The organism is uncultured Bacteroides sp. (genome assembly GCF_902472605.1).
Taxonomy (GTDB): Bacteria; Bacteroidota; Bacteroidia; order Bacteroidales; family Bacteroidaceae; genus Phocaeicola.
The window spans coordinates 1-18706 of sequence record NZ_CABROP010000002.1 but is presented as its reverse complement, the minus strand read 5'-3'; the positions used below and the strand labels follow the sequence as shown (position 1 = coordinate 18706).

The window sequence follows — 18706 nt, the reverse complement described above, 5'->3', positions numbered from 1 at the left end:
CCTTTCATGAAAGTGGTAGATGAGAAAAACGGACTGCTGCAGGGATTTCTTCATTGGAGGGAGAAACACATAAAAGATAAGCAGTTCGTCTTGATTTTAAGTTTCCTGGTAGGAATCTTTACGGCTTTGGCCGCTTTTTTGCTGAAATTTCTGGTGGAATACATCAAGGAGTTCTTGACGGAGAATTTCGATTCCACGGGGGTAAACTGGCTGTATTTGGTCTATCCGGTAGTAGGTATCTTCCTGACCGGACTGTTCATCCGTAAAGTGGTGCGCGATGACATCAGCCACGGTGTGACTAAAATCTTGTATGCCATTTCGCGCAAGCAGAGCCGTATCAAGCGGCACAATGTGTGGTCGTCTATTTTTGCATCGGCTATCACCATCGGTTGTGGTGGATCTGTAGGAGCCGAGGCGCCGATTGTGCTGACGGGTTCTGCCATCGGTTCGAATTTGGGTAGCATTTTCCGTATGGACCACAAGACGCTGATGCTGCTGGTAGGGTGTGGAGCCGCTGGAGCCGTTTCGGGCATTTTCAAGGCGCCGATTGCGGGCGTCGTGTTTACGTTGGAGGTGCTGATGATTGATCTGACCATGGCTTCGCTGCTGCCGTTGCTGATTACGAGTGTGACAGCTGCTTCCGTGTCGTACCTGCTGACGGGTACGGAGGCCATGTTCCAGTTTCACCTGGACTATCCATTCTCTTTGGAGCGTATTCCTTACGCCATTGCACTGGGTATTTTCTGCGGACTGGTAGCCTGGTATTTCACCCGCTCCATGAACTGGATTGAGAACATTTTCCGCCGTTACAGCAATCCGTACGTGAAGTTTGTCATCGGTGGGGCGATGCTGAGTATCTTGATTTTCCTGTTCCCGCCGCTTTACGGTGAAGGATACGATACCATTTCATTGTTGCTCAACGGAACTTCTTCGGCCGACTGGGATACGGTGATGAACAACTCTCTGTTCTACGGCAACTCGCATTTGCTGGTGCTTTACCTGATTTTGATCATCCTGTTCAAGGTATTTGCTTCCAGTGCCACCAACGGAGGTGGCGGTTGTGGTGGTATTTTCGCACCGAGTTTGTTTTTAGGATGTATCGCCGGCTTTGTCTTTTCCTATGTCTGCAATGAATCCGGTTTGGGCGGTACGTATATTCCGGAAAAGAACTTCGCCCTGATGGGAATGGCCGGACTGATGTCGGGTGTCATGCATGCACCGCTCACCGGCATCTTCCTGATTGCCGAACTGACCGGAGGTTACGATTTGTTCTTGCCATTGATGATTGTGTCCGTCTGCTCTTATTTGACCATCATTGTATTTGAGCCGCACAGTATTTACTCCATGCGTCTGGCCAAGAGCGGCGAGCTGATTACCCATCACAAGGACAAGGCGGCCCTGACTATGATGAGCATGGAAAGCGTGATTGAAACCGATTTCCAAGTGGTGCGTCCGGATATGGACTTGGCCGAGATGGTGAAAGCCATTTCAAAATCCGCTCGTAACCTGTTTCCGGTGGTGGATGTGCACAACGAACTGCTCGGGGTGGTGATTCTGAACGACATTCGTAACATCATCTTCCGTCAGGAACTGTATCATAAATACCATGTGGAGAATTTCATGGTGGCTCCCAAGGCACGTATCATTACTACGGACTCCATGGAAGAAGTGATGGACAAGTTTGACAAGACTGGCTCCTGGAATCTTCCGGTAGTGGATGAAGAGGGTAAATACATTGGCTTTGTGTCCAAGTCACGCATCCTGTCGACCTACCGTCAGGTGATGGTGGACTTTTCAGCAGAATAAACAACAACAAGAAATATGGAAAAGAAAGACTTACGAATCGTATATATGGGTACTCCCGAATTTGCCGTGGAAAGTTTGAAGCGGCTGGTGGAGGGAGGCTATCAGGTGGTGGGAGTCATAACGATGCCCGACAAACCGATGGGACGGCATGGCAGCGTGCTTCAGGCGAGTCCGGTGAAGCAGTATGCCGTATCGCAGGGGTTGAAGGTGCTCCAGCCGGAAAAACTGAAAAACGAAGAGTTTCTGGAAGAACTGAGAGCCTTGAAGGCCGACTTGCAGATTGTGGTGGCTTTCCGTATGCTGCCGGAAGTGGTATGGAACATGCCACGTTTAGGAACGTTCAACCTGCATGCCTCTTTGTTACCGCAGTATCGTGGAGCTGCTCCGATTAACTGGGCGGTCATCAACGGAGAGACTGAAACCGGAATTACGACCTTTTTCCTGAAACATGAAATCGATACCGGTGAAATTATCGATCAGGTACGTATCCCGATTGCCGATACCGACAATGTGGAGGTGGTATACGACAAGCTGATGAAACTGGGTGGTGACCTGGTAGTGAAAACCGTGGATGCCATTCTGGAGGGCAAGGTCAAGACTACACCGCAAGAGCAGCTGGCTAAGGCAGAAGAATTGCGCCCGGCTCCGAAGATCTTCAAGGAGACCTGCCGTATTGATTGGACTGCCGGAGTGAAGAAAGTGTACGACTTTGTGCGCGGACTTTCTCCGTATCCTGCCGCATGGACAGAACTGCATCAGGGCGAGGCCGCTCCGGTGTCGTTGAAGATATTTGAGACCGAAAAACTTTTCACGCCGCATACCTTGAAACCGGGCACGGTGGTGACAGACAAGAAAACCTATTTCCACATTGCTTCGACTGACGGTTTCCTGCGGGTGTTGTCGTTGCAGCTGGCCGGAAAGAAACGGATGGACGTGGCCGATTTCCTGCGTGGGTATCGCCATGTGGAAGATTCTTTTGTTGAATAGAAAAAATCGCAAGAAAATAGAAGGTGGCAGTTAGACACATCCTGCCACCTTTTTTGTTTTATACGTTGTATCTTTTCTTTTCGTTAAAAAACGATTTCATGAGGAATTTATTTAGAAAAGGTGCAGTATTTTTGTGTGTTCATCATTTATTAACCAAAGCACGATAAGCTGGATATGACGGAAGAAGAATTGGCATCGAAATGCAAGCAGGCCGACAATCAGGCTCGCAAGGAGTTGTATGAGCGGTATGGAGGCTCCCTGATGGCCATTTGTCTCCGTTATATGGGTAACCGGGACGCAGCGGAGGATGTGCTGCATGATGGATTTATTCGGATTTTTCAATCCATCGGTCAGTTCACTTATCAGGGTAACGGGTCATTGAAGGCGTGGCTGTCACGTGTGATGGTGAACGAAGCATTGGGTGCTTTGCGGAAACAGAACCAGCTGGCCCAGCAGGAAGTACTGATGGAACAGCTTCCTGATACGGAAGAGGCGGAGGAAGGTATGAATGACATCCCTCGGTCGGTATTGATGAAAATGATTGCGGAACTTCCCGACGGGTATCGTACGGTATTCAACTTATACGTGTTTGAAGAGAAAAGCCACAAGGAGATTGCACAGATGCTGGGTATTACCGAACATACATCTTCTTCGCAGTATTATCGTGCAAAGACTTTGCTGGCGAAAAAAATAAATGAATATAGAAAGAGTTTATAGGCATGAAGAACGAGAAAGAGTGGACTGAGCATTTACGTAACCGGATGGAGGGATATACCGAACCTCTCCCCGAAGGCCTGTGGGATACGCTGGCCGAGGAACTGGAGGTGCGGCAGACTCCCAAGGTGATTCCTATATGGAGACGTTGGCAAGTAGCAGCTGCCGCTGCAGTGTTGGTGCTGCTCGTATCCTCTTTGACCTATTGGTTCTGGTCTTCGCCGAAGGCTGATTTCCAGCGGCAGGAGCTGGCGGTAGAAGTGGAAAAGACACCTTTGCCGGAAACTGAACCGGTGAGGGTCGAGGAACAGATGGCGGATGCGTTTGGGCTGGAAAGCGGTGGGGCGCAACCTTCCGTACAACCGGTCTCCATTCATGCTGTGCCGTCTGCCTCCCTGCGAAGAAGTGTGGGAGAAGAAGTGGAACAGATACCGGAACCGGTCGACCTTTTGTCGGTTGAGGCAGTGCCTGCGGTGGAAAATGAACAGCCGGCTGAGGCGATAGAAGAGGAACCTGAACAGAGTAGGGCGACGGTACAGACCACGCAAAGCCGTAATCAACAATTGCAGCAACAACGGGTGGCCGACCAAAAACGCATGAAACAGAATGCCGTGGCTGCAAAGAAAAAAGCAACCCAGTCTTCAGGCTTCTCTATCGGAGTGGGGGCGGGAAATACGCCCTACAGCGCATTGAATACTTTTGACGGAATGGGTAGCTTTGTGTCACGCTCTGCTTATCGCACCATTTCTGCTTCGCCTATTTCTCCGTCAGAAAACAGTGGACTGGCTTACAGTCAGGTGCTGCTGGAAAATGCGATTCAGTCTCCTCAGACCAGTGTGAAACATCACATGCCGGTGACGGTCGGTTTCTCGGTGGCTTGGTATTTTCATGAGGACTGGGCATTGGAGACCGGACTGAATTATACGCTGCTATCTTCTGACATTCATTCAGGTGCTAAGTCGTATGTAGAAGAAACTCAGAAATTGCATTATATTGGGATTCCGGTAAGACTGCATCGTTCCATTTGGAAAAATAACTGGCTTTCAATCTATGCGTCGGCAGGAGGAGCTGTGGAAAAATGTGTATCAGGAAAATTGGAAAGGGTGACAGTGACCAATGGAGGAAACCACGTGACTGAAAATGTTTCGTTGGATGATAAACCGCTGCAATGGTCGGTGGCTGCCGCGGTGGGTGCTCAGGTGAATTTTACTTCCCGGTTAGGGCTTTATCTGGAACCGGGAGTGGCCTATTATTTTGATGACCATAGTGGGGTGGAGACCATCAGGAAAGAGCATCCGTTTAATTTCAACCTGCAGCTGGGACTGCGTGTGAATCTGACTAAATAAGGTTTTCTTCTTGATTTATTAAAAGATATGACTACCTTTGTAAAGATAAGTGGGATTAGTAAAATAAATCAATGAAAGATATGAAAGTAGCTCCTTCTTTGCTGTCTGCAAATTTTGCGGATTTGAAGAGTGACCTGGAAAAAATCAACCAAAGTGAGGCCGACTGGCTGCATTTGGATATTATGGACGGTGTGTTTGTGCCTAATATTTCATTTGGCTTTCCGGTCTTGAAATATGTGGCAGAGCTTAGCCAGAAGCCTTTGGATGTGCATCTGATGATTGTGCAGCCAGAAAAGTTCATTCCGGAGGTGAAAGCTTTGGGAGCCATGATGATGAATGTGCATTATGAGGCATGTCCGCATTTGCATCGGGTGATACAGCAAATCAAGGAAGCAGGAATGAAGGCAGGGGTGACCCTGAATCCGGCTACTCCGGTTGCTATGCTGGAAGACATCATCATGGATGTAGACATGGTGTTGCTGATGAGCGTAAACCCCGGATTCGGCGGGCAGAAATTCATACCGAATACCTTCAAGAAAATCGCACAGCTGCGTGAAATGATTGCCCGTTGTCAGGCATCGGCTCTGATTGAAGTGGACGGAGGAGTCAATGTGCAGAATGCACCTTTGTTGAAAAAGGCGGGTGCCGACGTGCTGGTGGCCGGAAGTTCAGTCTTTCGTGCACCGGATATGTGTGAGGCCATTCATCAGTTGAAAAATGCAGAATAAAGATTGAAAACTTCATCTTCTTGGATCGTATACCCTTTGTTCCGGTTGACCTTCTGTATGGCAACCGGAATTTTTGTATTCGACAGGTGCTTGCCGGAGGGCATCGTATGGCCTTTCTGGACAGGCTTGGGAGTAGGGTGCCTTTTGTTGTGTGCAGTGCTGCTCCCTGGATTTTCCTGGCGATGGCGTTGGCTTTTCGGAGGAATAGTCGGACTGGCTTTTTTCATATTGGGAGGCCTTTTGGTGATGCACCAGCGGGACAGTGTAGGGTATGCATGGGAGGAGGAAGCGCAGGTTTACCAAGGAATCGTGGAGACGGTACCCGAAGTGAAGGGAAAAACCTTGCGGGCGGAAGTGTATGTGGAAGGGAGGCACCTCGGTGGAAAACAATGGCAGCGGGTGGGCCGCCGTATCCTGTTGTCGTGGTTGCCGGATTCTTTGATGGAACCGTTGGCCTGTGGCGATACGCTTTGTTTTTATGCGAAGATTGCTCGTCCTCTCTCGGAAAAAGAACTGACGGGATTTGATTATGGGGAATATCTGATGCGGAAAGGCATCAGTGGAACGGGATTGGCGTATGCCGGTAACTGGAGGTGTACGGGCCGTCCTCATACGCTGACGTGGATGCAGCAGGCCCAAGTCTGCCAGCAGAAGGTCGTGGAAATTTACCGGAGCTGGCACTTGGAGGAAGACGTGCAAGCTGTGATTTCAGCCCTGACCATTGGAGACAAGAGTGAGTTGAGTGCGGATTTGAAGCAGGTATATAGTGTAGCAGGGGCCAGTCATGTGCTGGCTTTGTCCGGACTGCACGTGGGCATTCTTTCGGGATTCCTTTTGCTTGTGTTGTATCCGCTGACGTACTGGAGGTACGGACGGCAGGTACGGATGTTGCTGGTGGTCGCTTTGTTGTGGGGATTCGCTTTCATTTCAGGGTTGAGTTCCTCGGTGATGCGGGCTGTGGTGATGTTCAGTTTGTATGCCTTGGCTTCTTTATGTACGGAAGAGCGTTTCTCGGGCTTTCATTCGCTGGTGCTGGCCGCCTTCTTGATGTTGTGCTACAACCCGTTCTTTTTGTTCGACCTCAGTTTCCAGTTGTCGTTTGCAGCCGTCTTTTCCATCCTGGCATTTTATCCGCTGTGTGCACACTTATTACAGATACAGAACCGGCTGTTCCGTTATGGGTGGAATCTGCTCTGCTTGTCGGTGTCGGCGCAGTTAGGTACCTTGCCTTTTGTCCTTTGCTATTTTGGTACTTTCCCGACGTATTTTCTGCTGGCCAATCTGATTGTTTCTCCGTTGGCCATGTGTATCCTGATACTGGCATTGGGGGCTTTGGCTCTTTCTTGGGTGCCTTGGGTGGGAAGCGGCGCAGTAACATTGCTGGACCTGGCTACACAGCTGCTCAATACAGCGATGAGAGGGGTGCAGAGCCTGTCGGGTTCTCAGATTACGTCGGTGTATTTGTCTGCGGAACAAGCTTTTTTGTTGGTTGGAATCTTGGTTTGCCTGTATGGGTTGTGGACGGCCGGCCGTGAGCGCAGAGCCTGGCACTGGATTTCATTGGGGGTGATTTGCAATCTGTTTGCCGTGTGGGGCTGGCTGGACAGTGTACATCCGGATTCTACCCATTTGTATTTTTCCCGTGCGGAGGTATATACCCGTCGAGGATATACAGTGGCCGTCCATCGTTCCGATTCCGGGCTGATGCACATCGGCTCCTTGCATATCGGAGTCTTGAAAGACGGGCGTTGGAGTGCGTGTGAAGCTTCGCGGCGTCTGCCGTTGGATTATGTGTATGTCTGCAAAGGATTCAAAGGTCGGCCATCGCATCTCCGTAAATTGTTTGCTATCCGTCGGGTTGTTCTGGATGCTTCCCTGAGTGAAGGTTACCGGGAAATGTGGATAAAAGAATGCCAATTACTTAAAATATCTTATACTGACCTTTCTGCGCGAGGTTCTTATTCCATAGTACTGTAGTTTCTGAAAATAAATTTGTACTTTTGCTGCTTCAAAAACAGTATAAGCTTAAGAAAAAGAATATGTTGTCAAAAGTGATTCTTCAGGCGAACATCGACAAGGTGGAAACCTATTTTGACCGGGCTGATAAAATCGTGATTGTTACGCATGTATCTCCCGACGGTGATGCATTGGGCTCTTCATTGGGCCTGTATCATTTCCTGTCTGTACATGAGAAAACAGTCAACGTGATTGTACCGAATGCCTTTCCTGATTTTTTACGTTGGATGCCAGGAGCTAAAGATATTATCCGTTATGACAAATATACGGAGTTTGCCAATAAATTGATTGCGGAAGCCGATGTTATCTGTTGCTTGGATTTTAATGCTTTGTCGCGAATTGACCAGATGGCGGATGCAGTACGGGAAGCACCGGCCCGGAAGGTGATGATTGACCATCACTTGAATCCGGAACCTTTCTGCCGGATCACTATTTCTCATCCGGAAATCTCTTCGACTTCCGAACTGATTTTCCGCCTGATTTGTCGTTTGGGATGTTTTGATGACATAACCTTGGAGGGAGCTGAATGTATCTATACTGGAATGATGACGGATACAGGAGGTTTTACCTACAATTCCAATAACCGGGAGATTTACTTCATTATCGGTGAGTTGCTTTCAAAAGGAATCGATAAAGACGAAATCTACCGGAAAGTGTTCAATACTTACTCCGAAGGTCGTCTGCGTCTGATGGGTTATGTGCTGTATGAGAAGATGCAGGTGTATCCGCAATTCCGTTCGGCACTGATTTGCTTATCGAAAGCGGAACAAAGTAAATTCCAGTATGTGAAGGGAGATACGGAAGGTTTTGTGAATATGCCGCTTCAGATGAAAGGTATCTGCTTCTCCGTATTCTTACGGGAAGATACTGATAAAAACATGATAAAAGTATCACTGCGTTCGGTAGGGGCATTCCCCTGTAACAAAGTGGCTGCGGAATTTTTTAACGGTGGCGGACATTTGAACGCCTCGGGAGGAGAGTTCTATGGCAGCATGGATGAAGCCATTGATTTGTTTAAGCAGGCACTGGTAAAATATGAAAGCTTGCTGTTGAAAAATTAGTGTAAATAACTTATACTTGACAATATTATACATATTTGGGTAAAAGAGAAAGGATGTTTTGAAGACATTTTACTACATTTGCCTTCGTAAATTGATACAGATGATATGAAAAAGAACTATTTGCTTTTGGCTGTAACGGGCCTGATAATGCTTGCTTTGCAGAGTTGTAACAACGGAAAGACTTACGCTGAGATGAAGGAAGAAGAGGCCGATGCCATTAACAAGTATATTTTGGAAAATGACATCAAGGTCATTTCGGAAGCTGAATTTGCGGCTCAGGATTCTACCACAAAAGAAAATGAATATGTGTTGCTGGATGAAAGCGGAGTCTATATGCATGTGGACAACCGGGGGCCGGGAAAAGAAGTGCTGGGAAACGGTACGTACGACATGGTGGCTCGTTTTGTAGAAGTGGCGCTTCAGACAAGATCTGATTTGGGCATGACAGCAGGTGATACGCTGCTGGCCAATATGCACGTGGCCAATCCTTCTTATACCATTAATGGCGAAGACTTTAAGCTGACCATCAGCGGTGAATCTTATTCCGCTTCTTTTACCCGCGGTGATTCTTACAGCATGTATGGTACGTATGGCACGGTAGCAGTTCCTTCAGGCTGGCTGATTCCGTTGCGTTACCTGAAGCCGAGCCGGACAAATAATTCTGACAAGATTGCCCGTGTGAGACTGATTGTGCCCCATAGCGAAGGAACATCTTCGGCTACTCAATCGGTGTATCCTTGTTTTTATGAACTAACCTATAACATGACAAGATAACCTAAATAATTAAAACCTTTTATTTATGACATTAATTAAATCTATTTCCGGCATTCGTGGTACAATAGGCGGCCATGCCGGTGAAGGATTGAATCCGTTGGACATTGTGAAATTCACTTCCGCCTATGCCACATTGATTCGGAAAACTACGACCATCAAGAGCAATAAAATTGTAGTAGGTCGTGATGCACGTATTTCCGGAGAGATGGTGAAAAATGTAGTTTGTGGTACATTGATGGGGATGGGATTCGATGTGGTCAACATTGGATTGGCTTCTACTCCGACCACAGAACTGGCGGTGACCATGGAAGGTGCCTGCGGTGGTATCATTCTGACTGCCAGCCATAATCCAAGACAATGGAATGCCCTGAAGCTGTTGAATGAACATGGAGAGTTCCTGAATGCGGCAGAAGGAAACGAAGTGCTGCGTATTGCGGCTGCCGAAGAATTTGAATTTGCCGATGTAGACCATCTCGGTAAATACCGTGAAGACAATACATACAACCAGAAACACATCGACAGTGTGCTGGCTTTGAAGTTGGTGGACGTGGAGGCTATTCGTAAGGCTAACTTCCGCGTGGCTATCGACTGTGTAAACTCAGTGGGAGGTATCATTCTTCCTCAGTTACTGGCACAGCTGGGCGTACAGCACGTAGAAAAGTTGTACTGCGAACCGACAGGTGATTTCCAGCACAATCCGGAACCGTTGGAAAAGAACTTGGGCGACATCATGGGATTGATGAAGAAAGGAACGTGTGACGTAGCCTTCGTAGTAGACCCGGATGTAGACCGTCTGGCTATTATCTGTGAGAATGGAGCCATGTACGGAGAAGAATATACCTTGGTTACTGTAGCCGATTATGTGTTGAAACATACACCGGGCAATACGGTATCCAACTTGAGTTCAACCCGTGCGCTGCGTGACGTAACCCGCAAGTATGGCATGGAATACAATGCTTCTGCAGTGGGTGAAGTCAATGTGGTAGCCAAGATGAAAGCCACTCATGCCGTGATTGGTGGAGAAGGAAACGGCGGCGTGATTTATCCGGAATCTCATTACGGACGGGATGCCTTGGTAGGTATCGCTTTGTTCCTGAGTCATCTGGCACATGAAGGAAAGAAGGTGAGCGAACTGCGTGCCACTTATCCGAACTATTTCATTGCCAAGAATCGTATTGATTTGACTCCGGAAACCGATGTGGATGCTATTTTAGCGAAGGTGAAAGAATTGTACAAGAACGAAGAAATCAATGACATCGATGGCGTGAAGATTGATTTCCCTGACAAGTGGGTACACCTCCGCAAGAGCAATACAGAACCGATTATCCGTGTATACTCAGAAGCTTCTACCATGGAAGCTGCCGAAGAACTGGGCAAACAGATTATGGACATCGTGTACAGTCTGGCCAAATAAGGGGACTTTATACGTTTATTAAGCAATAAGAGGAATCCCGGAATGAGGTGGAAGTGGTACTTCCGTCTTCTTCCGGGATTTTTTTGGTAAGTTTGAATGAATAAGAAGTTGTCTTGTGTGATTTATTTCTTTTCCAACGTGATTTGAGGTGTAGAATGGGTTGGTTGGGAGTGTGATTTTTCATCGTTTTCCGTCAGGCGGGAATCGGACTTGTTTTCCTGAGGAAAGTCCGGAAGGAACAACGCATAAAAGAAAGGCAGAATTACTTTTTGAGTTTCCATGACATTTGTTTTTAGGGGTTTCACTATGAAAACGCAAGCATATAGAAAAATCCCTATGCGAAGACTGTTAAAATAATTTAATCATCTACCCAAAGTAGGTCGCTCATAATTCCATCGGAGATAAATATGCCACTTTCGGTCAATTTCAGGATGTGTTGGTCGCAGGTGAGCAGGCCTTGCTGTAGATGTGGAGCAGCCATCTGCATGCAGTAGTTGTATAGCGTTTCTCCAAATGTGTTTTTCAATGTATCGGTCGGGATTCCGTAAGCTGTACGCAGGCGGGTGATGACAAAGTCGTTGTAGCGGGTATAGAGGTCGAGCTCTTCTTTTTCCTGGAAGGGAGTTCCTTGTTGTATTCCTTGTATATATTGGGAAAGGGAAGCTACATTCCATTGCCGGGAAATCCCGTCGTAAGAGTGGGCTGACGGACCGCATCCTAAGTATTTTTTCCCGGTCCAGTAGCTGGAATTGTGACGCGAATAATATCCAGGCCGGCAGAAGTTGGAAATCTCATAATGCTCATACCCATGGGCTTTCAAGGTATGAATCAGTTCCTTGAACAAGGTAACACTTAAATCTTCGTCCGTTTCTTCCACTTTGTGCGCTTCTTTCAGTTTCCATAAGGGGGTACCTTCTTCATAAATCAGGTGATAGGCAGAAATGTGTTCCGGGTACATGTCTATGGCCGTTTGCAGGTCTTTCTGCCAGTCTTCCAATGTTTCTCCCGGCAGACCGTACATCAGGTCGATGCTGATGTTCTGAAATCCGGCTTCCCGGCAGCGCTGGTAAGCCTGTTGAGCCTGTACGGCGGTGTGCCGTCTGTGAAGCAGGCGGAGTGTTTCTTCTTTGAAAGTCTGCATGCCCATGCTCAGACGGTTGAACGGAAGGGTGCGGAGCATGGTCACATATTCTGGTGTCAAATCGTCCGGGTTAGCCTCCAGCGTGATTTCGGCTTGGGGATTTACCGGATATACCTTATATATATAGTCGAACAATCGGATAAAATCCTTTTTTTCTAATTGGGACGGGGTACCGCCTCCCAAGTAAATGGTATCTATGGTTTCTCCCCCGAGGTATTCTTTTCGGAGTTCCAGTTCTTTGGAAAGCGCCTGGATATAGGCCTCTTTCTTTTCATTTTCGGTCGTAGAAAAGAAGTCGCAGTAGATACAGCGTCGTTTGCAGAAGGGGATGTGAAGATAGATTCCAGCCATGATTGTGTGTTGTAAGCGTACGTTTTGTGGGTGTAAAGATACGGATAATTTGTGGGAAGGAAGAAAAACTTTCGGCGAAGTATGTCTGAAAACATAGTTTAGTAACACGAAACTTTTTATTGCTTTTCTGAATTATAATCTCTAATTTGCACTTCGTTAAAAAATAAGAGATATGAAACGCATATCCTTTTGTTACTAAACTAAATCTTGAAATACCATGAAAGTATATCAGACAAACGAAATTAAGAACATTGCCCTTCTCGGTAATGATGGCTCAGGTAAAACCACTCTCACAGAAGCCTTGCTCTATGAGAGTGGTATTATAAAACGTCGTGGAAGAATTACTGCCAAGAATACGGTGAGTGATTATTTCCCGGTAGAGCAGGAATACGGGTATTCAGTATTCTCTACTGTGTTTCATGTAGAATGGAATGGAAAGAAACTGAATATTATAGACTGTCCGGGAAGTGATGACTTCGTGGGTGCTGCCATTACGGCATTGAATGTGACTGATACTGCCATCCTGTTGCTGAACGGGCAATATGGTCCGGAAGTAGGTACTCAGAACCACTTCCGCTATACCGAGAAATTAGGTAAGCCGGTGATTTTCCTGGTGAACCAGCTGGATAGTGAAAAATGTGATTTTGACCATGTACTCGAACAGTTGAAAGAAAATTATGGCTCTAAGGTTGTCCCGGTTCAGTATCCGCTGAGTACAGGACCTGGCTTCAATTCGTTGATTGATGTACTTTTAATGAAAAAATATTCCTGGGGACCGGATGGTGGAGCTCCTACCATTGAAGATATTCCGGCAGAGGAAATGGAAAAAGCACAGGAATGGCATAAGACTTTGGTGGAAGCTGCTGCCGAACACGATGAAAGTCTGATGGAGAAATTCTTTGAGGCAGAATCACTGACCGAAGATGAAATGCGTGAAGGAATTCGTAAGGGACTGGCTGCCAGAGGAATGTTCCCGGTATTCTGCGTGTGTGCCGGAAAAGACATGGGTGTCCGTCGTTTGATGGAATTCCTGGGTAATGTGGTTCCGTTCGTGAACGAAATGCCTGTGGTACACAATACTCGTGGTGTACCTGTACCTCCTGATCCGAATGGTCCGACCTCTCTTTATTTCTTCAAGACTGCCGTAGAACCCCATATCGGTGACGTGCAGTATTTCAAAGTCATGAGTGGTGTGGTACACGAAGGGGATGACTTGAACAATGCCGACCGTGGCTCGAAGGAACGTATGGCCCAGCTGTATGTCTGCGCAGGTGCGACCCGTGAGAAGGTGGATGAACTGCGTGCAGGAGATATCGGGTGTACGGTGAAACTGAAAGATGTGAAGACTGGAAATACCCTGAACAGTAAGGATTGCGAAAACCGATTCAACTTCATCAAGTATCCGAATCCGAAATATACCAGAGCCATCAAGCCGGTCAATGAGGCCGATACGGAAAAAATGATGGCGGTATTGAACCGTATGCGGGAAGAAGACCCGACTTGGGTAGTGGAACAGTCGAAGGAATTGCGTCAGATTCTGGTACACGGGCAGGGAGAATTCCACTTGCGTACGTTGAAATGGCGTCTGGAAAACAATGAAAAATTGCAAGTACAGTTCTATGAACCGAAGATTCCTTATCGCGAAACCATCACTAAGGCTGCACGGGCTGACTATCGTCATAAGAAACAGTCGGGTGGTGCCGGACAGTTTGGTGAAGTACATCTGATTGTAGAACCTTATTATGAAGGCATGCCGGCTCCGGAAACGTATAAGTTCAACGGACAGGAATACAAGATGAATGTGAAGAGTACGGAAGTCATCGACCTTGAATGGGGTGGTAAACTGGTATTTGTCAACAGTGTGGTTGGTGGTGCCATTGATACCCGTTTCATGCCGGCTATTCTGAAAGGTATCATGAGCCGTATGGAGCAAGGTCCGCTGACTGGTTCTTATGCACGTGACGTACGGGTTATCGTATATGATGGAAAGATGCATCCGGTAGACTCCAATGAAATTTCCTTCATGTTGGCAGGTCGTCACGCCTTCAGTGAAGCCTTCAAAAATGCCGGTCCGAAGATTCTGGAACCGATTTATGATGTGGAAGTATTTGTACCCAGTGACAAGCTTGGTGACGTGATGAGTGATATGCAAGGACGCCGTGGTATGATTATGGGCATGACCAGCGAAAAAGGTTATGAAAAACTGAGTGCCAAAGTTCCTTTGAAGGAAATGTCGAACTATTCGACGGCATTGAGTTCATTGACGGGTGGCCGGGCTTCCTTTATCATGAAGTTCGCCAGCTACGAACTGGTTCCGACGGATGTACAGACTAAGTTGATGAAAGAATTTGAAGAACAGGAAAAAGACGAAGCATAATTGCTAGTTGTGATTTTTGTAGATAAAAATGCCGTGTTTCTTAAAAACACGGCATTTTTTTGTTTAACTTAGCTTAAACAAACTGGCTTGTTTATTTGTTATTAATCTAATGTTTTATTATTTTTGCAATGTGCGTGTGTGAAAAAGTGAGGATGATGAATGTTTTATAAAGTAAAATCCGAATTTCGGTTAATATACGACAAACCCCTGCTTAAAGCTTGTTAAGTGGCTGGTGCCGTATTCAGGAGGTTGTTAAATTTGCCCATATGAAAAAATCTACTATTTGGATATTAGGAGTGGTAATGGGACTGTCTTTTTTAAGCTTGCTTTATTTGCAGGTGAGCTATATTGAAGAGATGGTCAAGATGCGTCGCAGTCAGTTTGAGGAAAATGTGAATCGCAGCCTGGGTAAAGCCGTGCATAACCTGGAACTGGTAGAGACAAAGAAGTATCTTGAAAAAGATGTGGCGGCGCAAGAACGGGCAGCCCTCCTGTCAAAGCGGTATCAGGAGGGAAACGATGCGGGAGAAAATGTAGTGGAGCATCATCAATACACCATTACGGCTCCCGACGGTTCTACTTATTCTACATTTGAGCTGAAAACCATCATGAACCGTCCGGCTAATGTGCCGAAGGTGATGATTTCTACTGGGAGAACGATTCCGCAGACTTCACGTGCTTTGCAGGAAGTCTTGAAGGAGCGTTATGTGTATCAGCGTGCGCTGCTGGATGAAGTGGTGTATAATATTCTTTACACGGCGAGTGACAAACCACTGAAGGAAAGAATAAACTTCAAGCAGCTGGATCATTTCTTGAAAACAGAATTGTTTAATAACGGGATTGACATTCCTTATCATTTTTCGGTGACAGACCGGGATGGAAAAGAAGTCTATCGTTGTTCGGATTATGTGCATGATGATGAAAAGATTTATTCCCGATTGATTTTTGAGAAAGATCCTCCGGCTAAGATGGGTTTTGTGAACATCTTTTTCCCGACGTTGGATAACTATATTTTCAGTTCGGTGAAATTCATGATTCCTTCCATCATTTTTACGGTGGTGTTGCTGATTACTTTTATTTTCACCATCTATATCATTTTCCGCCAGAAACGTCTGACAGAAATAAAGAATGATTTTATCAACAACATGACTCATGAGTTCAAGACGCCGATTTCAACCATTTCGTTGGCAGCACAGATGCTGAATGATCCTGCGGTCGGTAAGTCGCCTGTCATGTTCAAGCATATTTCCGGAGTCATTAATGATGAAACCAAGCGTCTGCGGTTTCAGGTAGAAAAAGTGCTGCAGATGTCCATGTTTGAACGGCAGAGCGTGACGTTGAAGAAGAAAGAGATTGATGCCCATGAACTGATTAACGGGGTGGTCAATACGTTCCGGTTGAAGGTGGAAAAGAATAACGGTACGCTGGATGCGGAATTAAATGCTGAAGATCCTGTGATTTTTGTGGATGAGATGCATTTTACGAATGTAATCTTCAACTTGCTGGATAATGCAGTGAAATACAAGAGTCCGGACCGGGATATCGCTTTGAAAATTCGGACATGGAATGAAACCGGTAAGTTGTGTATATCCATTGAGGATAATGGCATTGGCATTAAGAAAGAAAATTTAAAGAAGATATTTGATAAGTTCTACCGTGTGCATACGGGAAACTTGCACGATGTGAAAGGGTTCGGACTGGGACTGGCTTATGTGAAAAAGATTATTACCGATCACAAGGGGGCTATCCGGGCTGAAAGTGAACTGAATGTAGGGACTAAGTTTATAATTACGATACCACTATTTAAAGAAGAATAAGATATGGACGACAAATTGCGTATTTTGTTATGCGAAGATGATGAGAATCTTGGCATGCTTTTGAGAGAATATTTACAGGCAAAGGGTTACAATGCTGACCTTTTTCCGGATGGAGAGGCTGGTTTTAAAGCTTTCTTGAAAAGTAAATATGATTTGGTTGTAACAGATGTGATGATGCCGAAAAAGGACGGATTTACTTTAGCGCAGGAGATTCGTCAGGCTAATTCAGAAGTTCCTATTATTTTCTTGACGGCAAAAACCTTGAAGGAAGATATCCTGGAAGGTTTTAAGATTGGAGCGGATGATTATATTACAAAACCTTTCAGTATGGAAGAGTTGACTTTCCGTATTGAAGCGATTTTGCGTCGTGTGCGTGGCAAACGTAATCGTGAAAGTACGGTATATAAGATTGGTCGCTTTACATTTGATACGCAGAAACAGATTCTGTCTATTGGTGACAAACAGACAAAATTGACTACGAAAGAGTCTGAACTGTTAGGGCTGCTTTGTGCACATGCCAATGAAATTCTGCAGCGTGACTTTGCTTTAAAGACAATCTGGATTGATGACAATTATTTCAATGCAAGAAGTATGGATGTGTATATCACCAAGTTGCGTAAGCATTTGAAGGAAGATGATTCAATTGAGATTATTAATATCCATGGAAAAGGATATAAACTGATTACGCCGGAAGGTGAATAATCCGTAGATTGAACAGTTATACAATAAAAAAGCCTGAATTTTTTGATTCAGGCTTTTTTATTGCTGTTTGTGTACTGACATATCTCAGTCTGTAATTCTCTTGTTCATGACGATGTAAACAATCAATCCTATCACAACAAGTGCCAAGGAACCTCCTAATACGGCGTTGTTGTTTACGTCGCCCACTGCATAGCATGCAATGAGAATTACAGCACCAATGATGACCAATATCACTCCTAAATTCTGTAATAAGCTTTTCATGTGTGTCTTCTTTTTATGGTTTATTTATTCATGGTTACAAATTAAAGCATAATTCTTCTATCCAAAAAATTATTTCGTGAAAAAAAACGGAAATTCAAGCAGATATATAGTAGCTTTTATAAAAGCTTGACAAATGTAATGATTTTTAGACTTCTTGCCTGCTTAAAGTGGTTGGAAAAGCTGTTTTTAATCCTTGGTATTGGTGAATATTTTACGGAGTACTTCCTGGCTCACCCTCAGTTCTTCGAGCGTGAGTCCATGCAATGCTTCTTTTAAGGTCTTATTGGCGATGAACCGTGCTTTTTCTTCCAGTTTCTTTCCGTTGTCCGTCAAGTGGATTTTGTTGGTTCGTCGGTCTTTCTTATCAGGTACCCGTATGACCAGGTGCTGTTTTTCCATATTATCAATCAATCGGGTCATGCTCGGTTTATCTTTGAAGGTTGCATTGCATAATTCTTGTTGGGTTACCCCGTCTTTTTCCCAAAGGTAGAGTAGTACGGTCCATTGTTCAGGCGTGATTTCCATGTCGTTCAGCCGGAAGTTACGGATTAACTTACGGTTGATGGCAGCAGATACCTTTCCATTTAGGATGGCAAAAATCAGTTGGATGTCAAAGTTGAATTGTTCTATCATGTAATTATTGTTTAAACAACTTTGCAAATATACGATATTTCAGGTAGATTAAAAGCGGAAAATACCGCTTCAGGGAGAATATTCCTTATTTTTAAGAATCTTTATTGCATAAATCGTTGAGAAACTTTGGTTTCTTGGTTTAAAAGTCGTACCTTTGCCGCGCAAATAAAAATCATTATTAATAATTTAATTAACGAATAGTATGAATCAATACGAAACCGTTTTCATTTTAACTCCCGTTTTGTCTGATGTTCAGATGAAGGAAGCGGTAGAGAAGTTCAAAGCTATCCTGACTCAGGAAGGTGCGGAGATCATCAATGAAGAAAACTGGGGATTGAAGAAGTTGGCTTACCCAATTCAGAAAAAATCTACAGGTTTTTATCAGCTGATTGAATTCAAAGCAGAACCGTCTGTAATCGAGAAGCTGGAAGTTAACTACCGTCGTGACGAACGAGTAATCCGTTTCTTGACTTTCAAGATGGATAAGTATGCTGCAGAATACGCTGCTAAGAGAAGAAATGTAAAATCAACTAAAAAGGAGGAAAACTAATCATGGCACAGCAACAATCAGAAATCAG

17 protein-coding genes are annotated in these 18706 nt (G+C 45.5%); 13 read left to right on the top strand and 4 right to left on the bottom strand.

All coding sequences use genetic code 11. From position 1 onward, the window contains the following. Nucleotides 1-6 precede the first annotated feature (6 nt). From RDP42_RS00670 to glmM, 9 genes are all read left to right on the top strand, one after another. Nucleotides 7-1806 (top strand): chloride channel protein, encoded by a 1800-nt coding sequence (locus RDP42_RS00670; protein WP_308762117.1) that lies wholly within the window; start codon nucleotides 7-9, stop codon nucleotides 1804-1806. Between the two features lie 15 nt (nucleotides 1807-1821). Beyond that, nucleotides 1822-2793 carry a methionyl-tRNA formyltransferase gene (fmt, locus tag RDP42_RS00665; RefSeq protein ID WP_204474747.1) on the top strand — a complete coding sequence of 324 codons (972 nt, stop codon included), beginning with the start codon at nucleotides 1822-1824 and terminating at the stop codon, nucleotides 2791-2793. Nucleotides 2794-2967: 174 nt separating this feature from the next. Continuing rightward, entirely contained in the window at nucleotides 2968-3510 is a 543-nt protein-coding gene (locus RDP42_RS00660; protein WP_308762116.1) for a sigma-70 family RNA polymerase sigma factor, read from the top strand. Between the two features lie 2 nt (nucleotides 3511-3512). Continuing rightward, nucleotides 3513-4853, top strand: coding sequence for a porin family protein (locus tag RDP42_RS00655; protein ID WP_308762115.1), 1341 nt, complete (start codon nucleotides 3513-3515; stop codon nucleotides 4851-4853). Nucleotides 4854-4924: 71 nt separating this feature from the next. Continuing rightward, the gene (rpe, locus tag RDP42_RS00650) at nucleotides 4925-5581 is read left to right on the top strand and encodes a ribulose-phosphate 3-epimerase (RefSeq protein ID WP_308762114.1); all 657 of its coding nucleotides are present in this window, start codon (nucleotides 4925-4927) and stop codon (nucleotides 5579-5581) included. Between the two features lie 57 nt (nucleotides 5582-5638). Next, on the top strand, nucleotides 5639-7558 hold the full coding sequence (locus RDP42_RS00645) for a ComEC/Rec2 family competence protein (protein ID WP_308762113.1): 1920 nt from the start codon (nucleotides 5639-5641) through the stop codon (nucleotides 7556-7558). A gap of 62 nt (nucleotides 7559-7620) precedes the next feature. Beyond that, nucleotides 7621-8658: a DHH family phosphoesterase gene (locus RDP42_RS00640; protein WP_308762112.1), complete on the top strand. Its 1038-nt coding sequence runs from the start codon at nucleotides 7621-7623 to the stop codon at nucleotides 8656-8658. A 105-nt stretch (nucleotides 8659-8763) separates the two neighbouring features. Further along, the gene (locus tag RDP42_RS00635) at nucleotides 8764-9432 is read left to right on the top strand and encodes a DUF4827 domain-containing protein (RefSeq protein WP_308762111.1); all 669 of its coding nucleotides are present in this window, start codon (nucleotides 8764-8766) and stop codon (nucleotides 9430-9432) included. 25 nt (nucleotides 9433-9457) lie between these two features. After that, nucleotides 9458-10846, top strand: coding sequence for a phosphoglucosamine mutase (gene glmM / locus RDP42_RS00630; protein WP_204474760.1), 1389 nt, complete (start codon nucleotides 9458-9460; stop codon nucleotides 10844-10846). Between the two features lie 122 nt (nucleotides 10847-10968). On the opposite strand, the gene RDP42_RS00625 is transcribed toward glmM, so the two are convergent. Together RDP42_RS00625 and hemW are read right to left on the bottom strand one after the other, a co-directional pair. Then, nucleotides 10969-11127, bottom strand: coding sequence for a hypothetical protein (locus RDP42_RS00625; RefSeq protein ID WP_303911687.1), 159 nt, complete (start codon nucleotides 11125-11127; stop codon nucleotides 10969-10971). Between the two features lie 77 nt (nucleotides 11128-11204). Further along, a complete protein-coding gene (gene hemW, locus RDP42_RS00620; protein ID WP_308762110.1) occupies nucleotides 11205-12338 on the bottom strand; it encodes a radical SAM family heme chaperone HemW in 1134 nt (377 codons plus the stop codon). Nucleotides 12339-12555: 217 nt separating this feature from the next. Between hemW and RDP42_RS00615 the strand changes: the two genes are divergently transcribed. The 3 genes from RDP42_RS00615 to RDP42_RS00605 all read left to right on the top strand — a co-directional run bounded on the left by RDP42_RS00615 (nucleotide 12556) and on the right by RDP42_RS00605 (nucleotide 17234). Further along, nucleotides 12556-14715, top strand: coding sequence for an elongation factor G (locus RDP42_RS00615; RefSeq protein ID WP_308762109.1), 2160 nt, complete (start codon nucleotides 12556-12558; stop codon nucleotides 14713-14715). 266 nt (nucleotides 14716-14981) lie between these two features. Beyond that, on the top strand, nucleotides 14982-16532 hold the full coding sequence (locus RDP42_RS00610; protein WP_308762108.1) for a HAMP domain-containing sensor histidine kinase: 1551 nt from the start codon (nucleotides 14982-14984) through the stop codon (nucleotides 16530-16532). A 3-nt stretch (nucleotides 16533-16535) separates the two neighbouring features. After that, entirely contained in the window at nucleotides 16536-17234 is a 699-nt protein-coding gene (locus RDP42_RS00605) for a response regulator transcription factor (protein ID WP_308762107.1), read from the top strand. 84 nt (nucleotides 17235-17318) lie between these two features. Here RDP42_RS00605 and RDP42_RS00600 read toward each other — a convergent pair whose 3' ends face one another. Together RDP42_RS00600 and RDP42_RS00595 are read right to left on the bottom strand one after the other, a co-directional pair. Then, a complete protein-coding gene (locus RDP42_RS00600) occupies nucleotides 17319-17495 on the bottom strand; it encodes a hypothetical protein (RefSeq protein ID WP_308762106.1) in 177 nt (58 codons plus the stop codon). A 186-nt stretch (nucleotides 17496-17681) separates the two neighbouring features. After that, a complete protein-coding gene (locus RDP42_RS00595; RefSeq protein ID WP_204474773.1) occupies nucleotides 17682-18128 on the bottom strand; it encodes a MarR family winged helix-turn-helix transcriptional regulator in 447 nt (148 codons plus the stop codon). 202 nt (nucleotides 18129-18330) lie between these two features. Here RDP42_RS00595 and rpsF point away from each other — a divergent pair, with 202 nt between their 5' ends. After that, entirely contained in the window at nucleotides 18331-18678 is a 348-nt protein-coding gene (rpsF, locus tag RDP42_RS00590) for a 30S ribosomal protein S6 (RefSeq protein ID WP_007563184.1), read from the top strand. Nucleotides 18679-18706: the final 28 nt, after the last annotated feature.